Origin of the sequence: Pantoea agglomerans (assembly GCF_020149765.1) — a bacterium.
GTDB lineage: Bacteria > Pseudomonadota > Gammaproteobacteria > Enterobacterales > Enterobacteriaceae > Pantoea > Pantoea alvi.
The window spans coordinates 844,120-860,457 of the sequence record NZ_CP083809.1 but is presented as its reverse complement, the minus strand read 5'-3'; the positions used below and the strand labels follow the sequence as shown (position 1 = coordinate 860,457).

17 protein-coding genes and 1 other annotated feature are annotated in these 16,338 nt (G+C 56.0%); of the genes, 7 read left to right on the top strand and 10 right to left on the bottom strand.

Going from position 1 to position 16,338, the window contains the following annotated elements; genetic code table 11:
* Positions 1 to 19: 19 nt before the first annotated feature.
* The 3 genes from clpB to rluD all read right to left on the bottom strand — a co-directional run bounded on the left by clpB (position 20) and on the right by rluD (position 4,424).
* On the bottom strand, positions 20 to 2,593 hold the full coding sequence (gene clpB / locus LB453_RS06580; protein WP_103794849.1) for an ATP-dependent chaperone ClpB: 2,574 nt from the start codon (positions 2,591 to 2,593) through the stop codon (positions 20 to 22).
* Positions 2,594 to 2,718: 125 nt separating this feature from the next.
* A complete protein-coding gene (gene yfiH / locus LB453_RS06575) occupies positions 2,719 to 3,447 on the bottom strand; it encodes a purine nucleoside phosphorylase YfiH (protein WP_103794848.1) in 729 nt (242 codons plus the stop codon).
* Complete coding sequence (rluD, locus tag LB453_RS06570) at positions 3,444 to 4,424, bottom strand: 23S rRNA pseudouridine(1911/1915/1917) synthase RluD (RefSeq protein WP_103794847.1); 981 nt, start codon at positions 4,422 to 4,424, stop codon at positions 3,444 to 3,446. Before rluD ends, yfiH begins: the two co-directional genes overlap by 4 nt.
* Positions 4,425 to 4,555: 131 nt before the next feature.
* On the opposite strand from rluD, the gene bamD reads away from it, so the two are divergent.
* From bamD to pheA, 4 genes are all read left to right on the top strand, one after another.
* Positions 4,556 to 5,290, top strand: a complete 735-nt coding sequence (gene bamD / locus LB453_RS06565; protein ID WP_103794846.1) for an outer membrane protein assembly factor BamD — start codon at positions 4,556 to 4,558, stop codon at positions 5,288 to 5,290.
* A 272-nt stretch (positions 5,291 to 5,562) separates the two neighbouring features.
* A complete protein-coding gene (raiA, locus tag LB453_RS06560) occupies positions 5,563 to 5,889 on the top strand; it encodes a ribosome-associated translation inhibitor RaiA (protein WP_033751998.1) in 327 nt (108 codons plus the stop codon).
* A 100-nt stretch (positions 5,890 to 5,989) separates the two neighbouring features.
* Positions 5,990 to 6,114: a sequence feature (Phe leader region), on the top strand.
* A complete protein-coding gene (gene pheL, locus LB453_RS06555; protein ID WP_100279143.1) occupies positions 5,991 to 6,038 on the top strand; it encodes a pheA operon leader peptide PheL in 48 nt (15 codons plus the stop codon). It overlaps the preceding feature by 48 nt.
* A 22-nt stretch (positions 6,115 to 6,136) precedes the next feature.
* Positions 6,137 to 7,303: a bifunctional chorismate mutase/prephenate dehydratase gene (pheA, locus tag LB453_RS06550; RefSeq protein WP_103794845.1), complete on the top strand. Its 1,167-nt coding sequence runs from the start codon at positions 6,137 to 6,139 to the stop codon at positions 7,301 to 7,303.
* A gap of 138 nt (positions 7,304 to 7,441) precedes the next feature.
* Here pheA and tyrA read toward each other — a convergent pair whose 3' ends face one another.
* Both tyrA and LB453_RS06540 read right to left on the bottom strand, forming a co-directional pair.
* A complete protein-coding gene (tyrA, locus tag LB453_RS06545) occupies positions 7,442 to 8,563 on the bottom strand; it encodes a bifunctional chorismate mutase/prephenate dehydrogenase (protein ID WP_103794844.1) in 1,122 nt (373 codons plus the stop codon).
* Between the two features lie 6 nt (positions 8,564 to 8,569).
* Positions 8,570 to 9,649: a 3-deoxy-7-phosphoheptulonate synthase gene (locus LB453_RS06540; protein WP_103794843.1), complete on the bottom strand. Its 1,080-nt coding sequence runs from the start codon at positions 9,647 to 9,649 to the stop codon at positions 8,570 to 8,572.
* A 290-nt stretch (positions 9,650 to 9,939) separates the two neighbouring features.
* On the opposite strand from LB453_RS06540, the gene LB453_RS06535 reads away from it, so the two are divergent.
* Positions 9,940 to 10,470, top strand: coding sequence for a GNAT family N-acetyltransferase (locus tag LB453_RS06535; protein WP_103794842.1), 531 nt, complete (start codon positions 9,940 to 9,942; stop codon positions 10,468 to 10,470).
* A 68-nt stretch (positions 10,471 to 10,538) separates the two neighbouring features.
* On the opposite strand, the gene rplS is transcribed toward LB453_RS06535, so the two are convergent.
* The 5 genes from rplS to ffh all read right to left on the bottom strand — a co-directional run bounded on the left by rplS (position 10,539) and on the right by ffh (position 14,047).
* Entirely contained in the window at positions 10,539 to 10,886 is a 348-nt protein-coding gene (rplS, locus tag LB453_RS06530; RefSeq protein ID WP_033752010.1) for a 50S ribosomal protein L19, read from the bottom strand.
* A 42-nt stretch (positions 10,887 to 10,928) separates the two neighbouring features.
* Positions 10,929 to 11,690 carry a tRNA (guanosine(37)-N1)-methyltransferase TrmD gene (gene trmD / locus LB453_RS06525; RefSeq protein WP_033752014.1) on the bottom strand — a complete coding sequence of 254 codons (762 nt, stop codon included), beginning with the start codon at positions 11,688 to 11,690 and terminating at the stop codon, positions 10,929 to 10,931.
* 35 nt (positions 11,691 to 11,725) lie between these two features.
* Positions 11,726 to 12,274, bottom strand: a complete 549-nt coding sequence (rimM, locus tag LB453_RS06520; protein WP_103794841.1) for a ribosome maturation factor RimM — start codon at positions 12,272 to 12,274, stop codon at positions 11,726 to 11,728.
* A gap of 18 nt (positions 12,275 to 12,292) precedes the next feature.
* Positions 12,293 to 12,541 carry a 30S ribosomal protein S16 gene (gene rpsP / locus LB453_RS06515; RefSeq protein ID WP_007893313.1) on the bottom strand — a complete coding sequence of 83 codons (249 nt, stop codon included), beginning with the start codon at positions 12,539 to 12,541 and terminating at the stop codon, positions 12,293 to 12,295.
* A gap of 144 nt (positions 12,542 to 12,685) precedes the next feature.
* Positions 12,686 to 14,047 carry a signal recognition particle protein gene (ffh, locus tag LB453_RS06510; RefSeq protein ID WP_103794840.1) on the bottom strand — a complete coding sequence of 454 codons (1,362 nt, stop codon included), beginning with the start codon at positions 14,045 to 14,047 and terminating at the stop codon, positions 12,686 to 12,688.
* A gap of 167 nt (positions 14,048 to 14,214) precedes the next feature.
* On the opposite strand from ffh, the gene LB453_RS06505 reads away from it, so the two are divergent.
* On the top strand, positions 14,215 to 15,012 hold the full coding sequence (locus LB453_RS06505; RefSeq protein ID WP_103794839.1) for an inner membrane protein YpjD: 798 nt from the start codon (positions 14,215 to 14,217) through the stop codon (positions 15,010 to 15,012).
* Positions 15,013 to 15,030: 18 nt separating this feature from the next.
* Positions 15,031 to 16,317, top strand: a complete 1,287-nt coding sequence (locus tag LB453_RS06500; RefSeq protein ID WP_103794838.1) for an HlyC/CorC family transporter — start codon at positions 15,031 to 15,033, stop codon at positions 16,315 to 16,317.
* Positions 16,318 to 16,338 lie beyond the last annotated feature (21 nt).

Sequence of the window (16,338 nt, the reverse complement as noted above, 5' to 3'; positions counted from 1 at the left end):
CCCGTTTCGCTGATGTCAGTTACTGATGAGCGACAATTTCGCCCTCTTTGACATCCATCTCGATCGTTTTGCCAGGCACCAGCTGCCCCGAAAGGATCTGCTGCGCCAGCGGGTTTTCGATCTGCTGCTGAATCGCACGTTTCAACGGACGCGCGCCATAAACCGGATCGTAGCCATTTTCGCCCAGCAGCTTCAGCGCTTCGTCGGAGATATGCAGCTGGTAGCCGCGTTCATCCAGACGTTTATACAGACGCTGCAGCTGAATCTGCGCAATAGAAGCAATATGCTGCTCGCCCAGCGGGTGGAACACCACAACTTCATCGATACGGTTAATGAACTCCGGACGGAAGTGATGGCCGACAACGTTCATCACCACATCTTTCATTTCCGCGTAGTTCAGTTCGCCGAAGCGCTCCTGAATCAGGTCGGAACCCAGGTTCGACGTCATGATGACCACCGTATTGCGGAAATCGACGGTGCGACCCTGTCCGTCAGTCAGACGCCCGTCGTCCAGCACCTGCAGCAGAATGTTGAATACATCCGGATGCGCTTTCTCTACTTCATCCAGCAGGATGACGGAATAAGGACGACGACGCACCGCTTCTGTCAGGTAGCCGCCCTCTTCATAACCGACATATCCCGGAGGCGCGCCCACCAGCCGCGATACGGCGTGTTTTTCCATAAACTCTGACATATCGATACGCACCATCGCGTCGTCGCTGTCGAACAGGAAATTCGCCAGCGCTTTGCAGAGCTCAGTTTTACCCACGCCGGTCGGGCCCAGGAACAGGAACGAACCGATTGGACGATTCGGATCGGACAAGCCTGCGCGGCTACGACGAATCGCGTTCGATACCGCTTCCACCGCTTCGTTCTGACCAATGACGCGCGCGTGCAGATCCTGCTCCATGCGCAGCAGCTTATCGCGCTCACCTTCCATCATGCGCGCCACCGGAATACCGGTCCAGCGTGCCAGCACATCGGCGATCTCAACGTCGGTAACGCGATTGCGCAGCAGCTTCATGGTTTTACCTTCAGACTGCGTAGCGGTCGCTAGCTGTTTCTCCAGCGCCGGGATCTTGCCATATTGCAGCTCTGACATTTGTGCCAGATCGCCGACGCGACGCGCCTGCTCCAGCGACAAACGCGCCTGCTCCAGCTCCGCCTTGATATTCTGCGTGCCGGTAAGCGATGCCTTCTCCGCCTTCCACTCCTCTTCCAGCTCGGCGTATTCACGCTCTTTCTGGTCGAGTTCGCTTTCCAGCATCTCGAGACGCTTAATGCTGGCGTCGTCCGACTCTTTCTTCAGCGCCTGCTGCTCAAGCTTCAGCTGAATAATGCGGCGCTCAAGGCGATCGAGCGGTTCCGGTTTCGAGTCGATCTGCAGACGAATGCTGGACGCCGCCTCATCGATCAGGTCGATGGCTTTATCCGGCAGTTGGCGATCGGCGATATAGCGATGCGATAGCGTCGCCGCCGCGACAATCGCCGGGTCGGTGATCTGCACATGGTGGTGCAGCTCATAGCGTTCTTTCAGACCGCGCAGGATAGCGATGGTATCTTCTACGCTTGGTTCAGCGACATAAACCTTCTGGAAACGACGCTCCAGCGCGGCATCTTTTTCGATGTACTGACGATATTCGTCCAGCGTGGTCGCGCCGACGCAGTGCAGCTCGCCGCGCGCCAGCGCAGGCTTCAGCATATTACCGGCATCCATCGCACCGTCGGCTTTACCGGCGCCGACCATGGTATGCAGCTCATCAATAAACAGGATGACGTTGCCTTCCTGCTTCGACAGATCGTTGAGTACGCCTTTCAGGCGCTCTTCGAACTCGCCGCGATATTTTGCGCCCGCCACCAGCGCGCCCATATCCAGCGCCAGTACCCGGCGGCCTTTCAGCCCTTCCGGCACTTCGCCGTTAATGATGCGCTGCGCCAGCCCTTCCACGATTGCGGTTTTCCCGACGCCCGGTTCACCAATCAGCACCGGGTTGTTTTTGGTACGGCGCTGCAGCACCTGAATAGTGCGGCGGATCTCTTCATCACGGCCGATAACTGGATCGAGCTTGCCCTGTTCGGCGCGTTCGGTCAGGTCGATGGTGTATTTCTTTAACGCCTGGCGCTGATCTTCAGCCCCTTGATCGTTCACGTTATCTCCTCCACGCAGCTGCTCAATGGCTTTAGTAAGCTTGTCAGTGGTCGCGCCGGCCGATTTCAGCAGATCGGCCAAAGAGCCGCGCGAGTCGAGGGCCGCCAGAACAAAGAGTTCAGATGATATAAAGTTGTCGCCGCGCTTCTGCGCCAGCTTGTCGCACAGGTTAAGTACGCGAACCAGATCAGCAGAGGGCTGCACATCCCCGTCGCTGCCTTCTACCTGAGGTAAACGGTTGATAGCCTGTTCGACGCCGTTGCGCAGAGCAGCAACATCAACGCCAGCGGAGGCTAATAACGGACGAACGGATCCGCCTTCCTGATTGAGCAGTGCGCTCATCAGATGCAGAGGTTCAATAAATTGGTTGTCGTGTCCCAGAGCAAGGGACTGCGCGTCGGCAAGGGCCAGTTGGAACTTGTTGGTAAGACGATCCAGACGCATGATTCCTCCCATTACAGGTCAAAATGCTACTGGAGATTAAAATGAGGTCATCCCTCAAATTTTCAAGGTTAATGACCTGCATTGTGAGCAAAAAATACGCTACTGGATCGTCTTGTGGCGTAAGGTTATCTCAGCCAAATTAAAGAAGCCATACGCCCGGTGGTTCCGTCGCGTCGGAAGGAGAAAAAATCGCCACTCTCCTGAAAGGTGCAGCGGCGGGTCATGCTCACAGAGGTGACGCCGGCCGCCTGTAGCCGCTGCTGCGCAAGGAGCCAGATATCAGCGAAATACTTCGCGCCAGCCGGACGAAAAGCCTGCTGGGCGCGGGCGTCATGCGCCATAAATGCATCGCGCACTTCGCTGCCCACTTCAAACGCGTCGGGACCGATTGCCGGTCCAAGCCACGCATGTATCTGACCAGCAGGCGACGCAAACTGCGCCAGCGTCTTTTCCAGCACGCCAGCGCACAGGCCACGCCAGCCGGCATGCGCTGCGGCAACTTCTGTGCCGTCATAAGAACAGAAGAGTACCGGCAGGCAGTCCGCGGTCATTACCGCGCATACCACGCCCGTTTCGCGCGTTATGCAGGCATCCGCCCGTAAAGGCTCCGCCTGCACAGCAGGCAGGCGAACCACGTCGGTGCCGTGAACCTGCTCAAGCCAGCGCGGCATCGCCGGCAACGCGGCGCGCTCGACCAGGCTCTCCCGGTTAGCGGCCACATGCGCCGGATCGTCGCCGACATGACCGCCCAGGTTGAACGTATCCCACGGCGCCAGACTTACGCCGCCGCCGCGCAGCGTCGAACAGGCGCCTACGTTAGCGGGCGCAGGCCAGTCCGGCTGGATCCAGCTCATAGCCAGTCCATCTGATCGCGGAACTCGTCGGTGTCTGCTTTCAGTGCCTCAATCAGCTCCACCATGTCCTGCGGCAGCGGCGCATGCCACTCCATCTCAATTCCGGTAATCGGATGATAGAGACGCAGCATGGTTGCGTGCAGCGCCTGGCGATCGAAAGCGCGCAGCGTTGCGATGAACTGATCCGAGGCGCCTTTCGGCGGACGCGGACGGCCGCCGTAAAGCGGATCGCCCACCAGCGGATGGTTAATGTGCGACATATGCACGCGAATCTGATGCGTTCGGCCGGTTTCGAGACGCAGGCGCAGACGGGTATGGGCGCGGAAGTGCTCCATAATGCGATAGTGCGTTACCGCCGGTTTGCCCATCGGATGCACGGCCATATGGGTGCGTTTGGTTGAGTGACGGCTGATAGGCTCATTTACCGTGCCGCCCGCCGTCATGGTTCCAATCGCCACCGCTTCATATTCGCGGGTAATTTCGCGCAGCTGTAGCGTTTCCACCAGGTGCGTCTGCGCCGGAACGGTTTTCGCCACCACCATCAGGCCGGTGGTGTCCTTATCCAGTCGATGCACGATACCGGCGCGCGGCACATCGGCAATGGCAGGATAGTGATAAAGCAGCGCGTTAAGTACCGTACCGTCAGGATTACCGGCACCGGGGTGCACCACCAGATCGCGCGGCTTGTTGATCACCAGAATATCGTCATCTTCATAGACGATGTTCAGGGGGATATTTTGCGCTTCCCAGCGCTGCTCTTCTTCAATTTCTGCGTCGATAGCGACCTGTTCGCCGCCCAGGACTTTCTCTTTCGGTTTATCGACGATCGCGCCGTTAACGCTGACGCGCCGGTCAAGGATCCACTCTTTTATGCGCGAGCGTGAATAATCGGGGAACAATTCCGCCAAAGTTTGATCTAAGCGTTGTCCCAGCTGCGCTTCGGAGACCGTTGCGGTGAGTTGAACTTGTTGTGCCATATACAGCTTCTTCGTTAACGTTGGGTTTTCACGGCGATGCCGTTTAATATAATGTGCTATCGTACCTGGTCATTACCGGGAGCTATACGGACAGCTTCCGCCATAACAAATTTGAGGATAACCATTTCGTCATGACGCGTATGAAATATCTGGTGGCTGCTGCCACACTGAGCCTGGCCCTCGTTGGATGTTCCAGCTCAAAGGACACAGTACCGGACAGCCCGCCTTCCGAAATCTACGCTACCGCTCAGGAAAAGCTGCAGGACGGTAACTTTAAAGCGGCGATTAAGCAACTGGAAGCGCTGGACAACCGTTATCCTTTTGGTCCTTATTCTCAGCAGGTACAGCTTGATTTGATCTATGCCTACTACAAAAACGCCGATTTGCCGCTGGCGCAGGCGGCAATAGATCGCTTTATGCGTCTTAACCCGACCCATCCGAACATCGACTACGTTATCTATATGCGTGGCCTGACGGATATGGCGCTGGACGACTCCGCGCTGCAGGGCTTTTTCGGTATCGACCGTTCTGACCGCGATCCTACACACGCCCGCGACGCCTTCCGTGACTTCTCGCAGCTGGTGCGTAACTATCCAAACAGCCAGTACGCAGCCGATGCGCAAAAACGTCTGGTCTATCTGAAAGACCGCCTGGCGAAGTATGAACTGTCGGTGGCGCAATTCTATACTAAGCGGGAAGCCTATGTCGCGGTTGTTAACCGCGTTGAAGGCATGATGCGCGATTATCCTGATACTCAGGCGACGCGCGATGCGCTGCCGCTGATGGAAAAAGCCTATCGCAATCTGCAGCTGAATGCCGAAGCGGATAAAGTGGCGAAAATTATCGCCGCAAACAGCGCCAGCTAATACTGAGCCGCAAAAACGAAAAAGCAGCCGTCATGGCTGCTTTTTTTATGCGCGAAAAATCGACAACTTCTCTGATTCCCCGCTGATCTATCCCGTCAATCATGCGCCACTCCCCGCACCGATTCAAGGTCTTTCGGCCACATTCCCGGCCTTTCTCACAAATCCCTGGTATTGACAAAAAGTGACATTTTTTCGTGATCAAAATCACACATTTCATTGTTCAGCGCGTTATGCTGGATCTACCCAGACGGAAATGACAGAGAGGTAGACCTATGATTCTGAACATTACCAGCAAACAAATGGAAATCACCGCGGCTATCCGCGACCATGTCGAAGACCGTCTCGCCAAGCTGGAAAAATGGCAAGCTCATCTGATAAATCCGCATATCGTTCTCTCTAAAGCGCCGAAAGAATTTGTGGCTGATGCCACCATCAATACGCCAAACGGCACGCTGGTTGCCAGCGCTAAGCACGAGGATATGTATACGGCGATTAACGATCTCATCGGTAAGCTTGAGCGTCAGTTGAATAAGGTTCAGCACAAACCAGAAGCCCGTCGGGCAGCGACCAGCGTGAAAAACTTTACGCCGGCCACCTGATCTCTCCCCTGTTTTAGCAAACGCGCCCGCGGGCGCGTTTTTTATTGACAGCCTTAAATCAGTGCGGGTACTCTCGAATCACTTTTTGAATGGAAATCATCATGAAACGTCTGCCGTTTTTCTTCGCTTTCTTTTTTACCTTCCCCTGACTGGGAGGCGAGTCGTCGTGTGAAAACGAAAGCGAAGACGAACAACAAAGCCTCCCAGCCGGGAGGCTTTTTTATTGGACAGCTTACAGGTGAGCCCTATGAATCCCGAGAACCCTTTACTGGCACTGCGAGACCAGATCAGCGCCGTTGATGAAAAGCTGCTGACGCTGCTGGCAGAGCGCCGTGCGCTGGCCGTGAAAGTTGCCGAAGCGAAACTGGCCACGCATCGGCCCATTCGCGATATCGAACGCGAGCGTGCGCTGCTGGAGCACCTGATCGTGCTCGGGAAGAAACATCAGCTCGATGCGCACTACATCACGCGTCTGTTTCAGCAGATTATTGAAGATTCCGTTCTGACCCAGCAGGCGCTGCTGCAGAAAAACCTGAACCATGCCCATGCGCTGGCGGCGCGTATCGCTTTTCTCGGGCCTAAAGGCTCCTATTCGCACCTGGCCGCACGTCAGTATGCCGCGCGCCACTTCGACAATATGGTGGAAATTGGCTGTCTGAAATTCCAGGACATTATTCGTCAGGTGGAAAATGGTCAGGCTGATTACGCGGTGCTGCCGATTGAAAACACCAGCTCCGGCTCAATCAATGACGTTTACGATCTGCTGCAGCAGACCAGCCTGTCGATTGTGGGTGAACTGACCCAGCCGATCGACCACTGCGTGCTGGTCACAGGCACCACCGATCTGCAGCAGATTGAAACCGTCTACAGCCATCCGCAGCCGTTCCAGCAGTGCAGCCAGTTTATTAGCCGTTTCCCGCACTGGAAGATCGAATATACCGAAAGCACCGCTGCCGCCATGGAGAAAGTCGCGGCGCTGAACTCACCGAAGGCGGCGGCGCTGGGCAGCGAAGCGGGCGGCGAACTCTATAATCTGCAGGTGCTGGAGCGTAATCTGGCGAATCAGCAGCAAAACCATACGCGCTTTATCGTTCTGGCACGCAAAGCCATCGCCGTTTCCGATCAGGTTCCGGCAAAAACCACGCTGCTGATGGCAACCGGCCAGCAGGCGGGCGCGCTGGTTGAGGCGCTGCTGGTGCTGCGTCAGCATAACCTGATCATGAGCAAGCTGGAGTCGCGCCCGATTAACGGCAATCCGTGGGAAGAGATGTTTTATATCGACGTGCAGGGCAATCTGGAATCTGACAGCATGCAGCAGGCGCTGCAGGAGTTGAAGGGACTGACGCGCATGCTGAAGGTGCTTGGATGCTATCCCGGCGAGAACGTCGTCGCGGTGGAGCCGCGCAGCGCATAACAGAACGGCATCCGCGAGGATGCCGTTTTAATTACCGGTCAGCTGCCGTTGTGGGTGATGAGGGGATCGAAAGCCACTTTACGCCTCCCTGACGCGGGACGCATTGCTCCTCGACCTCCTTACCCGTAACAGCAGCCTTTAGGGTCGACTGTCGTTAGCGGAGCGCAGCAGGCTGCGGCTCTCTACCATAAAGCGTTTAGCGTGATCGCCAAACCAGTGCTCGACGCGGTTAAAGCTGTCGATAAACGCCTGCTTATCGCCCTGCTCCAGCAGCGTAATCGCTTCGCCGAAGCGCTGGTAATAGCGTTTGATCAGCGCCAGGTTGCTTTCTGAGGACATAATGATGTCTGCATAGAGCTGAGGATCCTGCGCGAACAGCCGCCCGACCATCGCCAGCTCCAGCCGATAAATCGGCGACGAGAGCGCCAGCAGCTGATCGAGGTTAACGTTCTCTTCTGCCAGATGCAGCCCGTAGGCGAAGGTTGCGAAGTGGCGCAGCGCCTGAATAAAGGCCATGTTCTGATCGTGCTCTACCGCGCTGATGCGATGCAGCCGCGCCCCCCACACCTGAATCTGCTCCAGAAACCACTGATAGGCTTCAGGCTGACGCCCGTCGCACCAGACCACAACCTGTTTCGCCAGGCTGCCGCTGTCTGGCCCAAACATTGGATGCAGACCCAGCACCGGGCCCGCGTGTGCCGCCAGCATCGCCTGCAGCGGACGGTTCTTGACCGACGCCAGATCTACCAGAATACAGTCCTCCGGCAGCGGCGGCAGCTGCGCAATCACCTGTTCCGTCAGATGGATCGGTACGCTGATAATCACCATACCGGCATCGCTCAGCAGCGATGGGGCGCGATCCCAGTCCTCTTTATCCAGCGTCTTCACGCTGTAGCCCGACAGCGTCAGCATGCGCGCAAACAGGCTGCCCATCTGCCCTTTACCGCCGACGATGACCACCGGCCGCAGCGTCGGATTAAGGGTTTTAAAGCCTTTGTCGTTTTCGCTGGTATAGGACTCGCGCATCACGCGGCGCAGGATATCTTCAATCAGATCGGGCGGAACGCCGAGCGCTGCCGCCTCTTCACGGCGCGAAGCCAGCATGGATGCTTCGCGCTCCGGTACGTAGATAGGCAAGCCGTAGCGGCTCTTTACTTCGCCAACTTCAGCCACCAGCTCCAGCCGTTTCGCCAGCAGATCCAGTAGCGCTTTATCAACCGTATCAATTTGATCGCGTAGCGCGGTCAGTTCAGCCACCATTGCTCATTACACCTCGTGTGAGAGACGCGCCGACAGCACTTCTTGCAGATCCTGATGCATATCGCGCAGCAGCGTTTCGGTGGTTTCCCAGTTGATGCAGGCATCCGTTACGGAAACACCGTATTTCATTTCGCTGCGCGGCTGCTCGGAAGACTGGCTGCCTTCATTAATGTGGCTTTCCAGCATCAGGCCAATAATCGAGCGGTTGCCATCTTTAATCTGGGCTATCGCCGATTCGGCGACGCCAGGCTGGCGGCGATAGTCTTTATTAGAATTGCCATGGCTGCAATCTATCATCAAGGCCGGACGCAGTCCCGCTTTGACCATCTCTTTTTCACACTGGGCGACATCTTCCGGACCGTAATTGGGCGCTTTGCCGCCGCGCAGAATAACGTGACCATCTGGATTGCCCTGGGTCTGCAGCAGGCAGACCTGCCCCGCCTGGTTAATGCCGACAAAGCGGTGCGGCATCGCGGCGGCGCGCATGGCGTTGATGGCGGTGCCGAGGCTGCCGTCGGTGCCGTTCTTAAAGCCGACCGGCATTGAGAGGCCAGACGCCATTTCGCGGTGCGTTTGCGATTCAGTGGTGCGCGCGCCGATAGCAGACCAGCTGAAGAGATCGCCGAGGTATTGCGGACTGTTTGGATCGAGCGCTTCGGTCGCGAGCGGCAGCCCCATCTCCACCAGGTTTACCAGCAGCTGACGCGCGATATGCAGACCCGCTTCCATATCAAAGGAGTTATCCATGTAGGGATCGTTGATCAACCCTTTCCAGCCAACAGTGGTGCGGGGTTTTTCAAAATAGACGCGCATAACGATATAGAGCTGATCCTTCAGCTGGTCAGAGAGATCTTTCAGGCGACGCGCGTAATCCAGAGCAGCTTCGGTGTCATGGATCGAACAGGGACCGCAAACCACCAGCAGACGCGGATCGCGGCCAGCGATGATATCGGAAATGGTCTGGCGTGAAGCGGCGATCTGCGCTTCCTGCTGGGCAGACAGCGGAAACTTCGCTTTCAGCTCTTCCGGGGTGATCAAAATCTGTTCATTTGCAATGTGGACATTGTTAAGCGCGTCTTTTTGCATGGCTACGATCCTTTTTTCCTCGTTATGCGGTTAATTATCCTCTGACAGGATGAGAGACACTTTAACACAGGACGTAAAACAAGCAATCCATAGATGTACACTTTTATTACCATAGAAATAAATGACAAGCAGAATCCATTAAAATAACCATTATTTTCATTATCTTATTTATAAAAGATTCAAAGCCCACCAATGGAAATGTGTAAAATAATAATTACACTCTACTTTTGGCAATCTCTCGTCTCGCCTGTTACGCTTTGCTCAACCTCCCCTTTTTTATCAGGTATCTTATGGCTCTTTCTGTTCACCTGCGTCCCTTCGTTTCCGCTGATATCCCCGCATTTACCGCTGCCGTTAACGCCTCGCTGGATACGCTGCAGCCCTGGATGGTATGGGCGCATCCAGACTATCAGCCTGAAGAAGCGGCGAGCTGGATCGCTTTTACGCAGCAGCAGAGAGCGAATGGCGAGGCGGAAGAGTTCGCCATCGTTGACGAGCGGGATCGTTTGCTGGGCGGTGCCGGGATCCGCTTTGCCCGTGAAGCGGGCCAGTTCGCCGCGCTGGGATACTGGGTGCGCAGCGATATGCAGCGACAAGGGGTCGCCAGCCGCGCCGTCGCGCTGCTGCTTGAGATGGGATTTGCACGGCCAGAGATAAAGATTATTGAAATTCTTGCGGCGGAAGAGAACCGTGCCAGCCGCGCGGTAGCGGAGCGCTGCGGCGCACGCTTTATCGATATGCGCTACGGCTTAATCGTGCTGGAGAGCGGGCCGGTGAATACTGCCATTTATCACCTGCGTCGTCCGGAAGCACAGGCTTAAAAAAAGGGGCTGGCATCACGCCAACCCCTTGTTTGCTATTAACTTTTAGATGTCGCGTTAGCGATACCTTAGTTAAGACGCTCTTTGATACGAGCTGACTTACCAGTACGCTCACGCAGGTAGTACAGTTTGGCTTTACGCACAGCACCACGGCGTTTGACAGAAATGCTGTCGATGACCGGAGAGTGAGTCTGGAAGACACGCTCAACGCCTTCGCCGTTAGAAATCTTACGAACAGTGAATGCAGAGTGCAGACCGCGGTTACGGATAGCGATAACCACGCCCTCGAATGCCTGCAGACGTTTTTTAGAACCTTCAACGACCCATACTTTCACTTCCACGGAATCACCCGGACGGAAGGAAGGTACGTCCTGTTTCATCTGCTCTTGTTCAATTTGCTTGATAATGTTGCTCATAATTAAATCTCTTATCCTGGGTAAACTGATAGTCGCGGGAGATTACTCTGCCGCCTCATCGTTTTGTTGCTGATGTTCCAGCTGGAACGCTTTCAGCAACCTTGCTTGCTCTTCAGTCAGAGCCAGGTTTTCCAGAAGTTCAGGTCTTCTTAGCCAGGTACGGCCCAGCGACTGTTTCAGGCGCCAGCGGCGAATCTCTGCATGGTTACCAGACAGTAAAACTGCCGGTACCTCCATGCCTTCCAGCACTTCAGGTCGGGTATAGTGCGGACAGTCCAGCAAACCGTCAGAGAACGAATCCTCCTCGGCTGACGCCTGCTTGCCCAGCACGCCGGGAATTAACCGGGCCACTGAATCAATCATCGTCATAGCTGGCAGTTCGCCTCCGCTGAGCACGTAGTCGCCGATTGACCATTCTTCGTCAATTTCGGTTTTAATCACGCGCTCATCAATACCTTCGTAGCGACCGCAGACCAGAATCAACTTCTGCTGCGTCGCCAGTTCGCAAACGCCCTGTTGGTCAAGTTTGCGTCCCTGAGGTGACAGGTAGATTACCCTGGCTCCTTCCCCCGCCGCCGCTTTCGCTGCGTGGATTGCATCCCGTAAGGGTTGCACCATCATCAGCATTCCCGGTCCGCCGCCGTAAGGACGATCGTCCACCGTGCGGTGCCGGTCGTGAGCAAAGTCGCGAGGACTCCAGCTCTCGATGCTGAGCAGGCCATTTTTTACTGCCCGGCCAGTTACCCCGTAATCGGTAATTGCGCGAAACATCTCTGGAAAAAGGCTAATAACACCAATCCACATTGTCTTCGCCGTTACGTTACCTTGCGATTCGGAGATCAAAAACCAGGATCCCAGTCTACTTCAATGACGCCAGTAGCGAGATCGACTTTCTTGATAACCTGTTCATCAAGAAACGGTATTAACCGCTCCTTCACACCGAATGCATCTTTCAGGTTCGCCTTAACGACGAGAACGTCGTTCGAGCCGGTTTCCATCATATCGATGACTTTGCCCATCTCGTAGCCGTCAACGTTGACTACCTTGAGACCCATCAGGTCTTTCCAGTAATAGTCGCCGTCTTCCAGCTCCGGCAGCTGCGCCGAGTCGACCGTAATTTCGCAATTGGTCAACTGCGTCGCCGCATCCCGATCGTCAATGCCTTTGACTTTGATGATCAGGTCCTGATTGTGATGTCGCCAACTTTCCAGCTCAACCTGCTGCCATTTACCGGCGCGCTGAATGAACCAGGGTTGGTAGTCGAAGATACTTTCGGCCGCTTCGGTGGAGGAAAACACTTTGAGCCAGCCACGTATGCCGTAGGCAGCGCCCATTTTCCCCAGTACAAGGGGCTTAACGGGAGGCTGTGCGGCAAGTTCTTTGCTCATGCTCACCACCGTGACAGATTAAGCTGCTTTTTTTGCTTCTTTGATCAGCGCGTTAACGCGATCTGAAAGCGTTGCGCCCTGGCCAACCCAGTGCTCGATGCGGTCCAGATCCAGACGCAGACCTTCAGCCTGACCAGATGCGATCGGGTTGAAGAAACCAACGCGCTCGATGAAGCGACCGTTACGTGCATTGCGGCTGTCAGTAACGACGACCTGATAGAACGGACGCTTTTTAGCGCCGTGACGTGCCAAACGAATTGTTACCATAACATCCTCTTAAGTTAATAAAACAACCGGGCCCCATTGAGGGAACGGGGCCCGGGTGCAATATAAAAAGCCCGAAAATTTTACTCATTTCGGCGCAAAAAGCAACCTGCGAGCGCAACCTTTCGGGCTTTTATTGCCAAACGCTTAGCGTCCGGGGAATCCTGGGGGCATCATGCCTTTCATGCCGCGCATCATTTTCGCCATGCCGCCCTTCTTCATTTTCTTCATCATGCGCTGCATATCGTCGAACTGCTTAAGCAAGCGGTTAACGTCCTGCACCTGCATGCCGGCGCCGGTGGCGATGCGACGTTTGCGCGAGCCTTTGATAATCTCCGGCTTTTCGCGCTCTTTGCGCGTCATGGAGTTGATAATCGCCTCCATACGCACCAGCACCTTATCGTCCATCTGCGACTTCACGTTGTCCGGCAGTTGCCCCATGCCCGGCAGTTTGCCCATCAGGCTCGCCATGCCGCCCATGTTGCGCATCTGCTTAAGCTGCTCGAGAAAGTCGTTGAGATCGAAGCCGTCGCCGGTTTTCAGCTTTTTCGCCAGCTTTTCCGCCTGATCGCGGTCAACTTTGCTCTCAATATCCTCAATCAGCGACAGCACGTCGCCCATGCCGAGAATACGCGAGGCGATACGATCGGGATAGAACGGCTCCAGCGCCTCGGTCTTCTCACCGACGCCCATAAATTTGATCGGCTTGCCGGTGATATGACGAATCGACAGAGCGGCACCGCCGCGCGCGTCACCGTCCACCTTCGTCAGGATGACGCCGGTCAGCGGCAGAGCTTCGTTAAAGGCTTTCGCCGTATTTGCCGCATCCTGACCGGTCATGGCGTCAACGACAAACAGCGTCTCTACCGGATTAATCGCGGCGTGCACCTGTTTGATCTCGTCCATCATCGCTTCATCGACGTGCAAACGACCGGCGGTATCCACCAGCAGCACATCATAGAACTGCAGCTTCGCCTCTTTCAGCGCGTTCTTAACGATGTCGACCGGCTTCTGGCTCAGATCGGACGGGCAAAAATCGACGCCAACCTGCTGCGCCAGCGTTTCGAGCTGTTTGATCGCCGCCGGGCGATAAACGTCCGCAGAGACGACCAGCACTTTCTTCTTGTGCTTTTCACGCAGGAATTTACCCAGTTTGCCGACGCTGGTGGTTTTACCTGCACCCTGCAGGCCCGCCATCAGCACCACAGCCGGCGGCTGCGCGGCGAGGTTAAGGGCGTTGTTCTCCGCGCCCATCGCCGCAACCAGCTCGTTGCGCACGATTTTGATAAATTCCTGGCCCGGCGTCAGGCTTTTGTTGACGTCCTGACCCACCGCGCTCTCTTTGACGCGGTTGATAAAGTCGCGCACTACCGGCAGCGCAACGTCCGCCTCCAGCAGCGCCATGCGCACTTCGCGCAGCGTGTCTTTGATGTTGTCTTCTGTCAGCCTTCCGCGGCCGCTGATATTGCGCAGGGTTTGCGACAAACGATCGGTTAAATTGTCAAACATTGTCTCTCACTCAAAAAAATCGCGAGGCGCCTGATCGGCATAATGCAGCGGATTATAACACGAAGCTGAAACGATCTCTGCTATTGCACCTTAGATCGGTTGGAGGCGGCTTCGGCTGGCGCTATACTGCCCTTTTCCTTTCATCTCGCTGATACCTGTAAGGATCTATGTCCGTTTTCTCGCTCCTGGCGCTGTTCGCCTATTCGTTGAGTATTGCACTGATTATTCCCAGCCTGTTGAAACGCAACAGCGGCTGGCGGCGAATGGCGGTGCTTTCAGCCTGCTTTGCGCTGGTGGCGCACGCCGTGGCGCTGCAGCAGCGCATCTTTGCCGTCGACAGCGGGCAGAACCTTAGCCTGCTGAATATCGGCTCGCTGGTCAGCCTGCTTATCTGCGCCATTATGACCATTGTCGCCTCGCGCAACCGCGGCTGGCTGCTACTGCCGATCGTCTACAGCTTCGCGCTGATCAATCTGGCGTTCGCCACCTTTGTACCCAACGCCTTTATCACCCATCTTGAAACCACCCCGGGCATGATGATCCATATCGGCCTGTCGCTGTTCGCCTACGCTACGCTGATTATCGCCGCGCTCTACGCGCTGCAGCTGGCGTGGATCGACTATCAGCTGAAAAACAAGAAGCTGGCCTTTACCCAGGATATGCCGCCGCTGCTGAGCATTGAGCGCAAAATGTTTCATATCACCCAGATTGGCGTTGTGCTGCTGACGCTGGTGCTCTGCACCGGCCTGTTTTATATGCACAATCTGTTTAGCGCCGAGAACGTAGACAAAGCGGTGCTGTCGGTTCTCGCCTGGTTCGTCTATATCGTTTTGCTCTGGGGGCACTATCATGAAGGCTGGCGCGGACGTCGCGTCGTGTGGTTTAACTGCGGCGGCGCGCTGCTGTTAACTATGGCCTACTTCGGCAGTCGTATCTTACAGCACCTGCTGACTCACTCGTCTTAACCAAAAGGAAGTTCTGCGTTGGAACAGGTTTCAACCACCACCCTCATTATTATTCTGGTCGTTATGGTGCTGGTTTCCGCCTGGTTCGCCGGGTCGGAAACCGGCATGATGACCCTTAACCGCTATAAGCTGCGCCATCAGGCGAAAAACGGCAGCCGCGCTGCCCGCCGGGTGGAAAAGCTGCTGCGTCGTCCCGACCGCCTGCTCAGCCTGGTGCTGATCGGCAACAACCTGGTGAATATTCTGGCTTCCGCGCTCGCCACCATCGTGGGCATGCGCCTGCATGGTGATGAGGGCGTGGCGATCGCGACGGGCATCCTGACCTTTGTGGTGCTGGTATTCGCGGAGGTGCTGCCAAAAACCGTGGCGGCGCTCTATCCCGAGCGGGTCGCCTTTCCCAGCAGCCTGCTGCTGGGGCCGTTGCAGATTGTTATGTCGCCGCTGGTGTGGCTGCTCAACACCATCACGCGCCTGATGATGCGTATGGCCGGCATTAAAACCGAGGGCGCCACCAGCTCGGCGCTCAGCAAAGAAGAGCTGCGCACTATCGTCTACGAATCCCGTAGCCTGATGTCGCGCCGCAATCAGGATATGCTGCTGTCGGTGCTCGATCTGGAAAAAGTCAGCGTCGACGACATCATGGTGCCGCGCAACGAGATCGTCGGCATCAATATCAACGACGACTGGAAGTCGGTGATGCGCCAGCTGAGCCATTCGCCCCACGGCCGCATCGTGCTGTTCCGCGAATCACTGGACGACTGCGTCGGCATGCTGCGCGTACGCGAAGCCTGGCGCACCATGACCGAGAAGAAAGAGTTCAACAAAGAGACCCTGCTGCGCGCCGCCGATGAGATCTACTACGTGCCGGAAGGGACGCCGCTGAATATCCAGCTGGTGAAGTTCCAGCGCAACAAGAAGAAAGTCGGCCTGGTGGTGGATGAGTATGGTGATATCAAAGGTCTGGTGACCATTGAGGATATCCTGGAGGAGATCGTCGGCGACTTTACCACCTCGATGTCCCCTACCCTTGCGGAAGAGGTGATGCCGCAGAACGACGGCTCTGTGCTGGTAGAAGGCAGCGCTAACGTGCGTGAAATCAACAAGGCCTTTAACTGGCATCTGCCGGAGCAGGAGGCACGCACCATCAACGGCATGCTGCTGGAAGCGCTGGAGGAGATCCCCGAGATCAATACTCGCGTCGAGCTTGCGAACTATGCCGTGGATATTCTCGACGTGCAGGACAATATGGTAAAGCAGGTGCGCATTACGCCGCAGACGCCGCTGAAATCCTCTGTCGGCTCCTGACGCCCGCCCATAAAAAACGCC

Excerpts from the sequence above, each read along its gene's own strand:
- trmD (WP_033752014.1), bottom strand. The coding sequence starts at position 11,690 with ATGTGGATTGGTGTTATTAGCCTTTTTCCAGAGATGTTTCGCGCAATT.
- rluD (WP_103794847.1), bottom strand. The coding sequence starts at position 4,424 with ATGGCACAACAAGTTCAACTCACCGCAACGGTCTCCGAAGCGCAGCTG.
- rplS (WP_033752010.1), bottom strand. The coding sequence starts at position 10,886 with ATGAGCAACATTATCAAGCAAATTGAACAAGAGCAGATGAAACAGGAC.
- raiA (WP_033751998.1), top strand. The coding sequence starts at position 5,563 with ATGATTCTGAACATTACCAGCAAACAAATGGAAATCACCGCGGCTATC.
- LB453_RS06535 (WP_103794842.1), top strand. The coding sequence starts at position 9,940 with ATGGCTCTTTCTGTTCACCTGCGTCCCTTCGTTTCCGCTGATATCCCC.
- rpsP (WP_007893313.1), bottom strand. The coding sequence starts at position 12,541 with ATGGTAACAATTCGTTTGGCACGTCACGGCGCTAAAAAGCGTCCGTTC.
- clpB (WP_103794849.1), bottom strand. The coding sequence starts at position 2,593 with ATGCGTCTGGATCGTCTTACCAACAAGTTCCAACTGGCCCTTGCCGAC.
- bamD (WP_103794846.1), top strand. The coding sequence starts at position 4,556 with ATGACGCGTATGAAATATCTGGTGGCTGCTGCCACACTGAGCCTGGCC.
- yfiH (WP_103794848.1), bottom strand. The coding sequence starts at position 3,447 with ATGAGCTGGATCCAGCCGGACTGGCCTGCGCCCGCTAACGTAGGCGCC.
- ffh (WP_103794840.1), bottom strand. The coding sequence starts at position 14,047 with ATGTTTGACAATTTAACCGATCGTTTGTCGCAAACCCTGCGCAATATC.
- LB453_RS06505 (WP_103794839.1), top strand. The coding sequence starts at position 14,215 with ATGTCCGTTTTCTCGCTCCTGGCGCTGTTCGCCTATTCGTTGAGTATT.
- LB453_RS06540 (WP_103794843.1), bottom strand. The coding sequence starts at position 9,649 with ATGCAAAAAGACGCGCTTAACAATGTCCACATTGCAAATGAACAGATT.
- rimM (WP_103794841.1), bottom strand. The coding sequence starts at position 12,274 with ATGAGCAAAGAACTTGCCGCACAGCCTCCCGTTAAGCCCCTTGTACTG.
- tyrA (WP_103794844.1), bottom strand. The coding sequence starts at position 8,563 with ATGGTGGCTGAACTGACCGCGCTACGCGATCAAATTGATACGGTTGAT.
- pheA (WP_103794845.1), top strand. The coding sequence starts at position 6,137 with ATGAATCCCGAGAACCCTTTACTGGCACTGCGAGACCAGATCAGCGCC.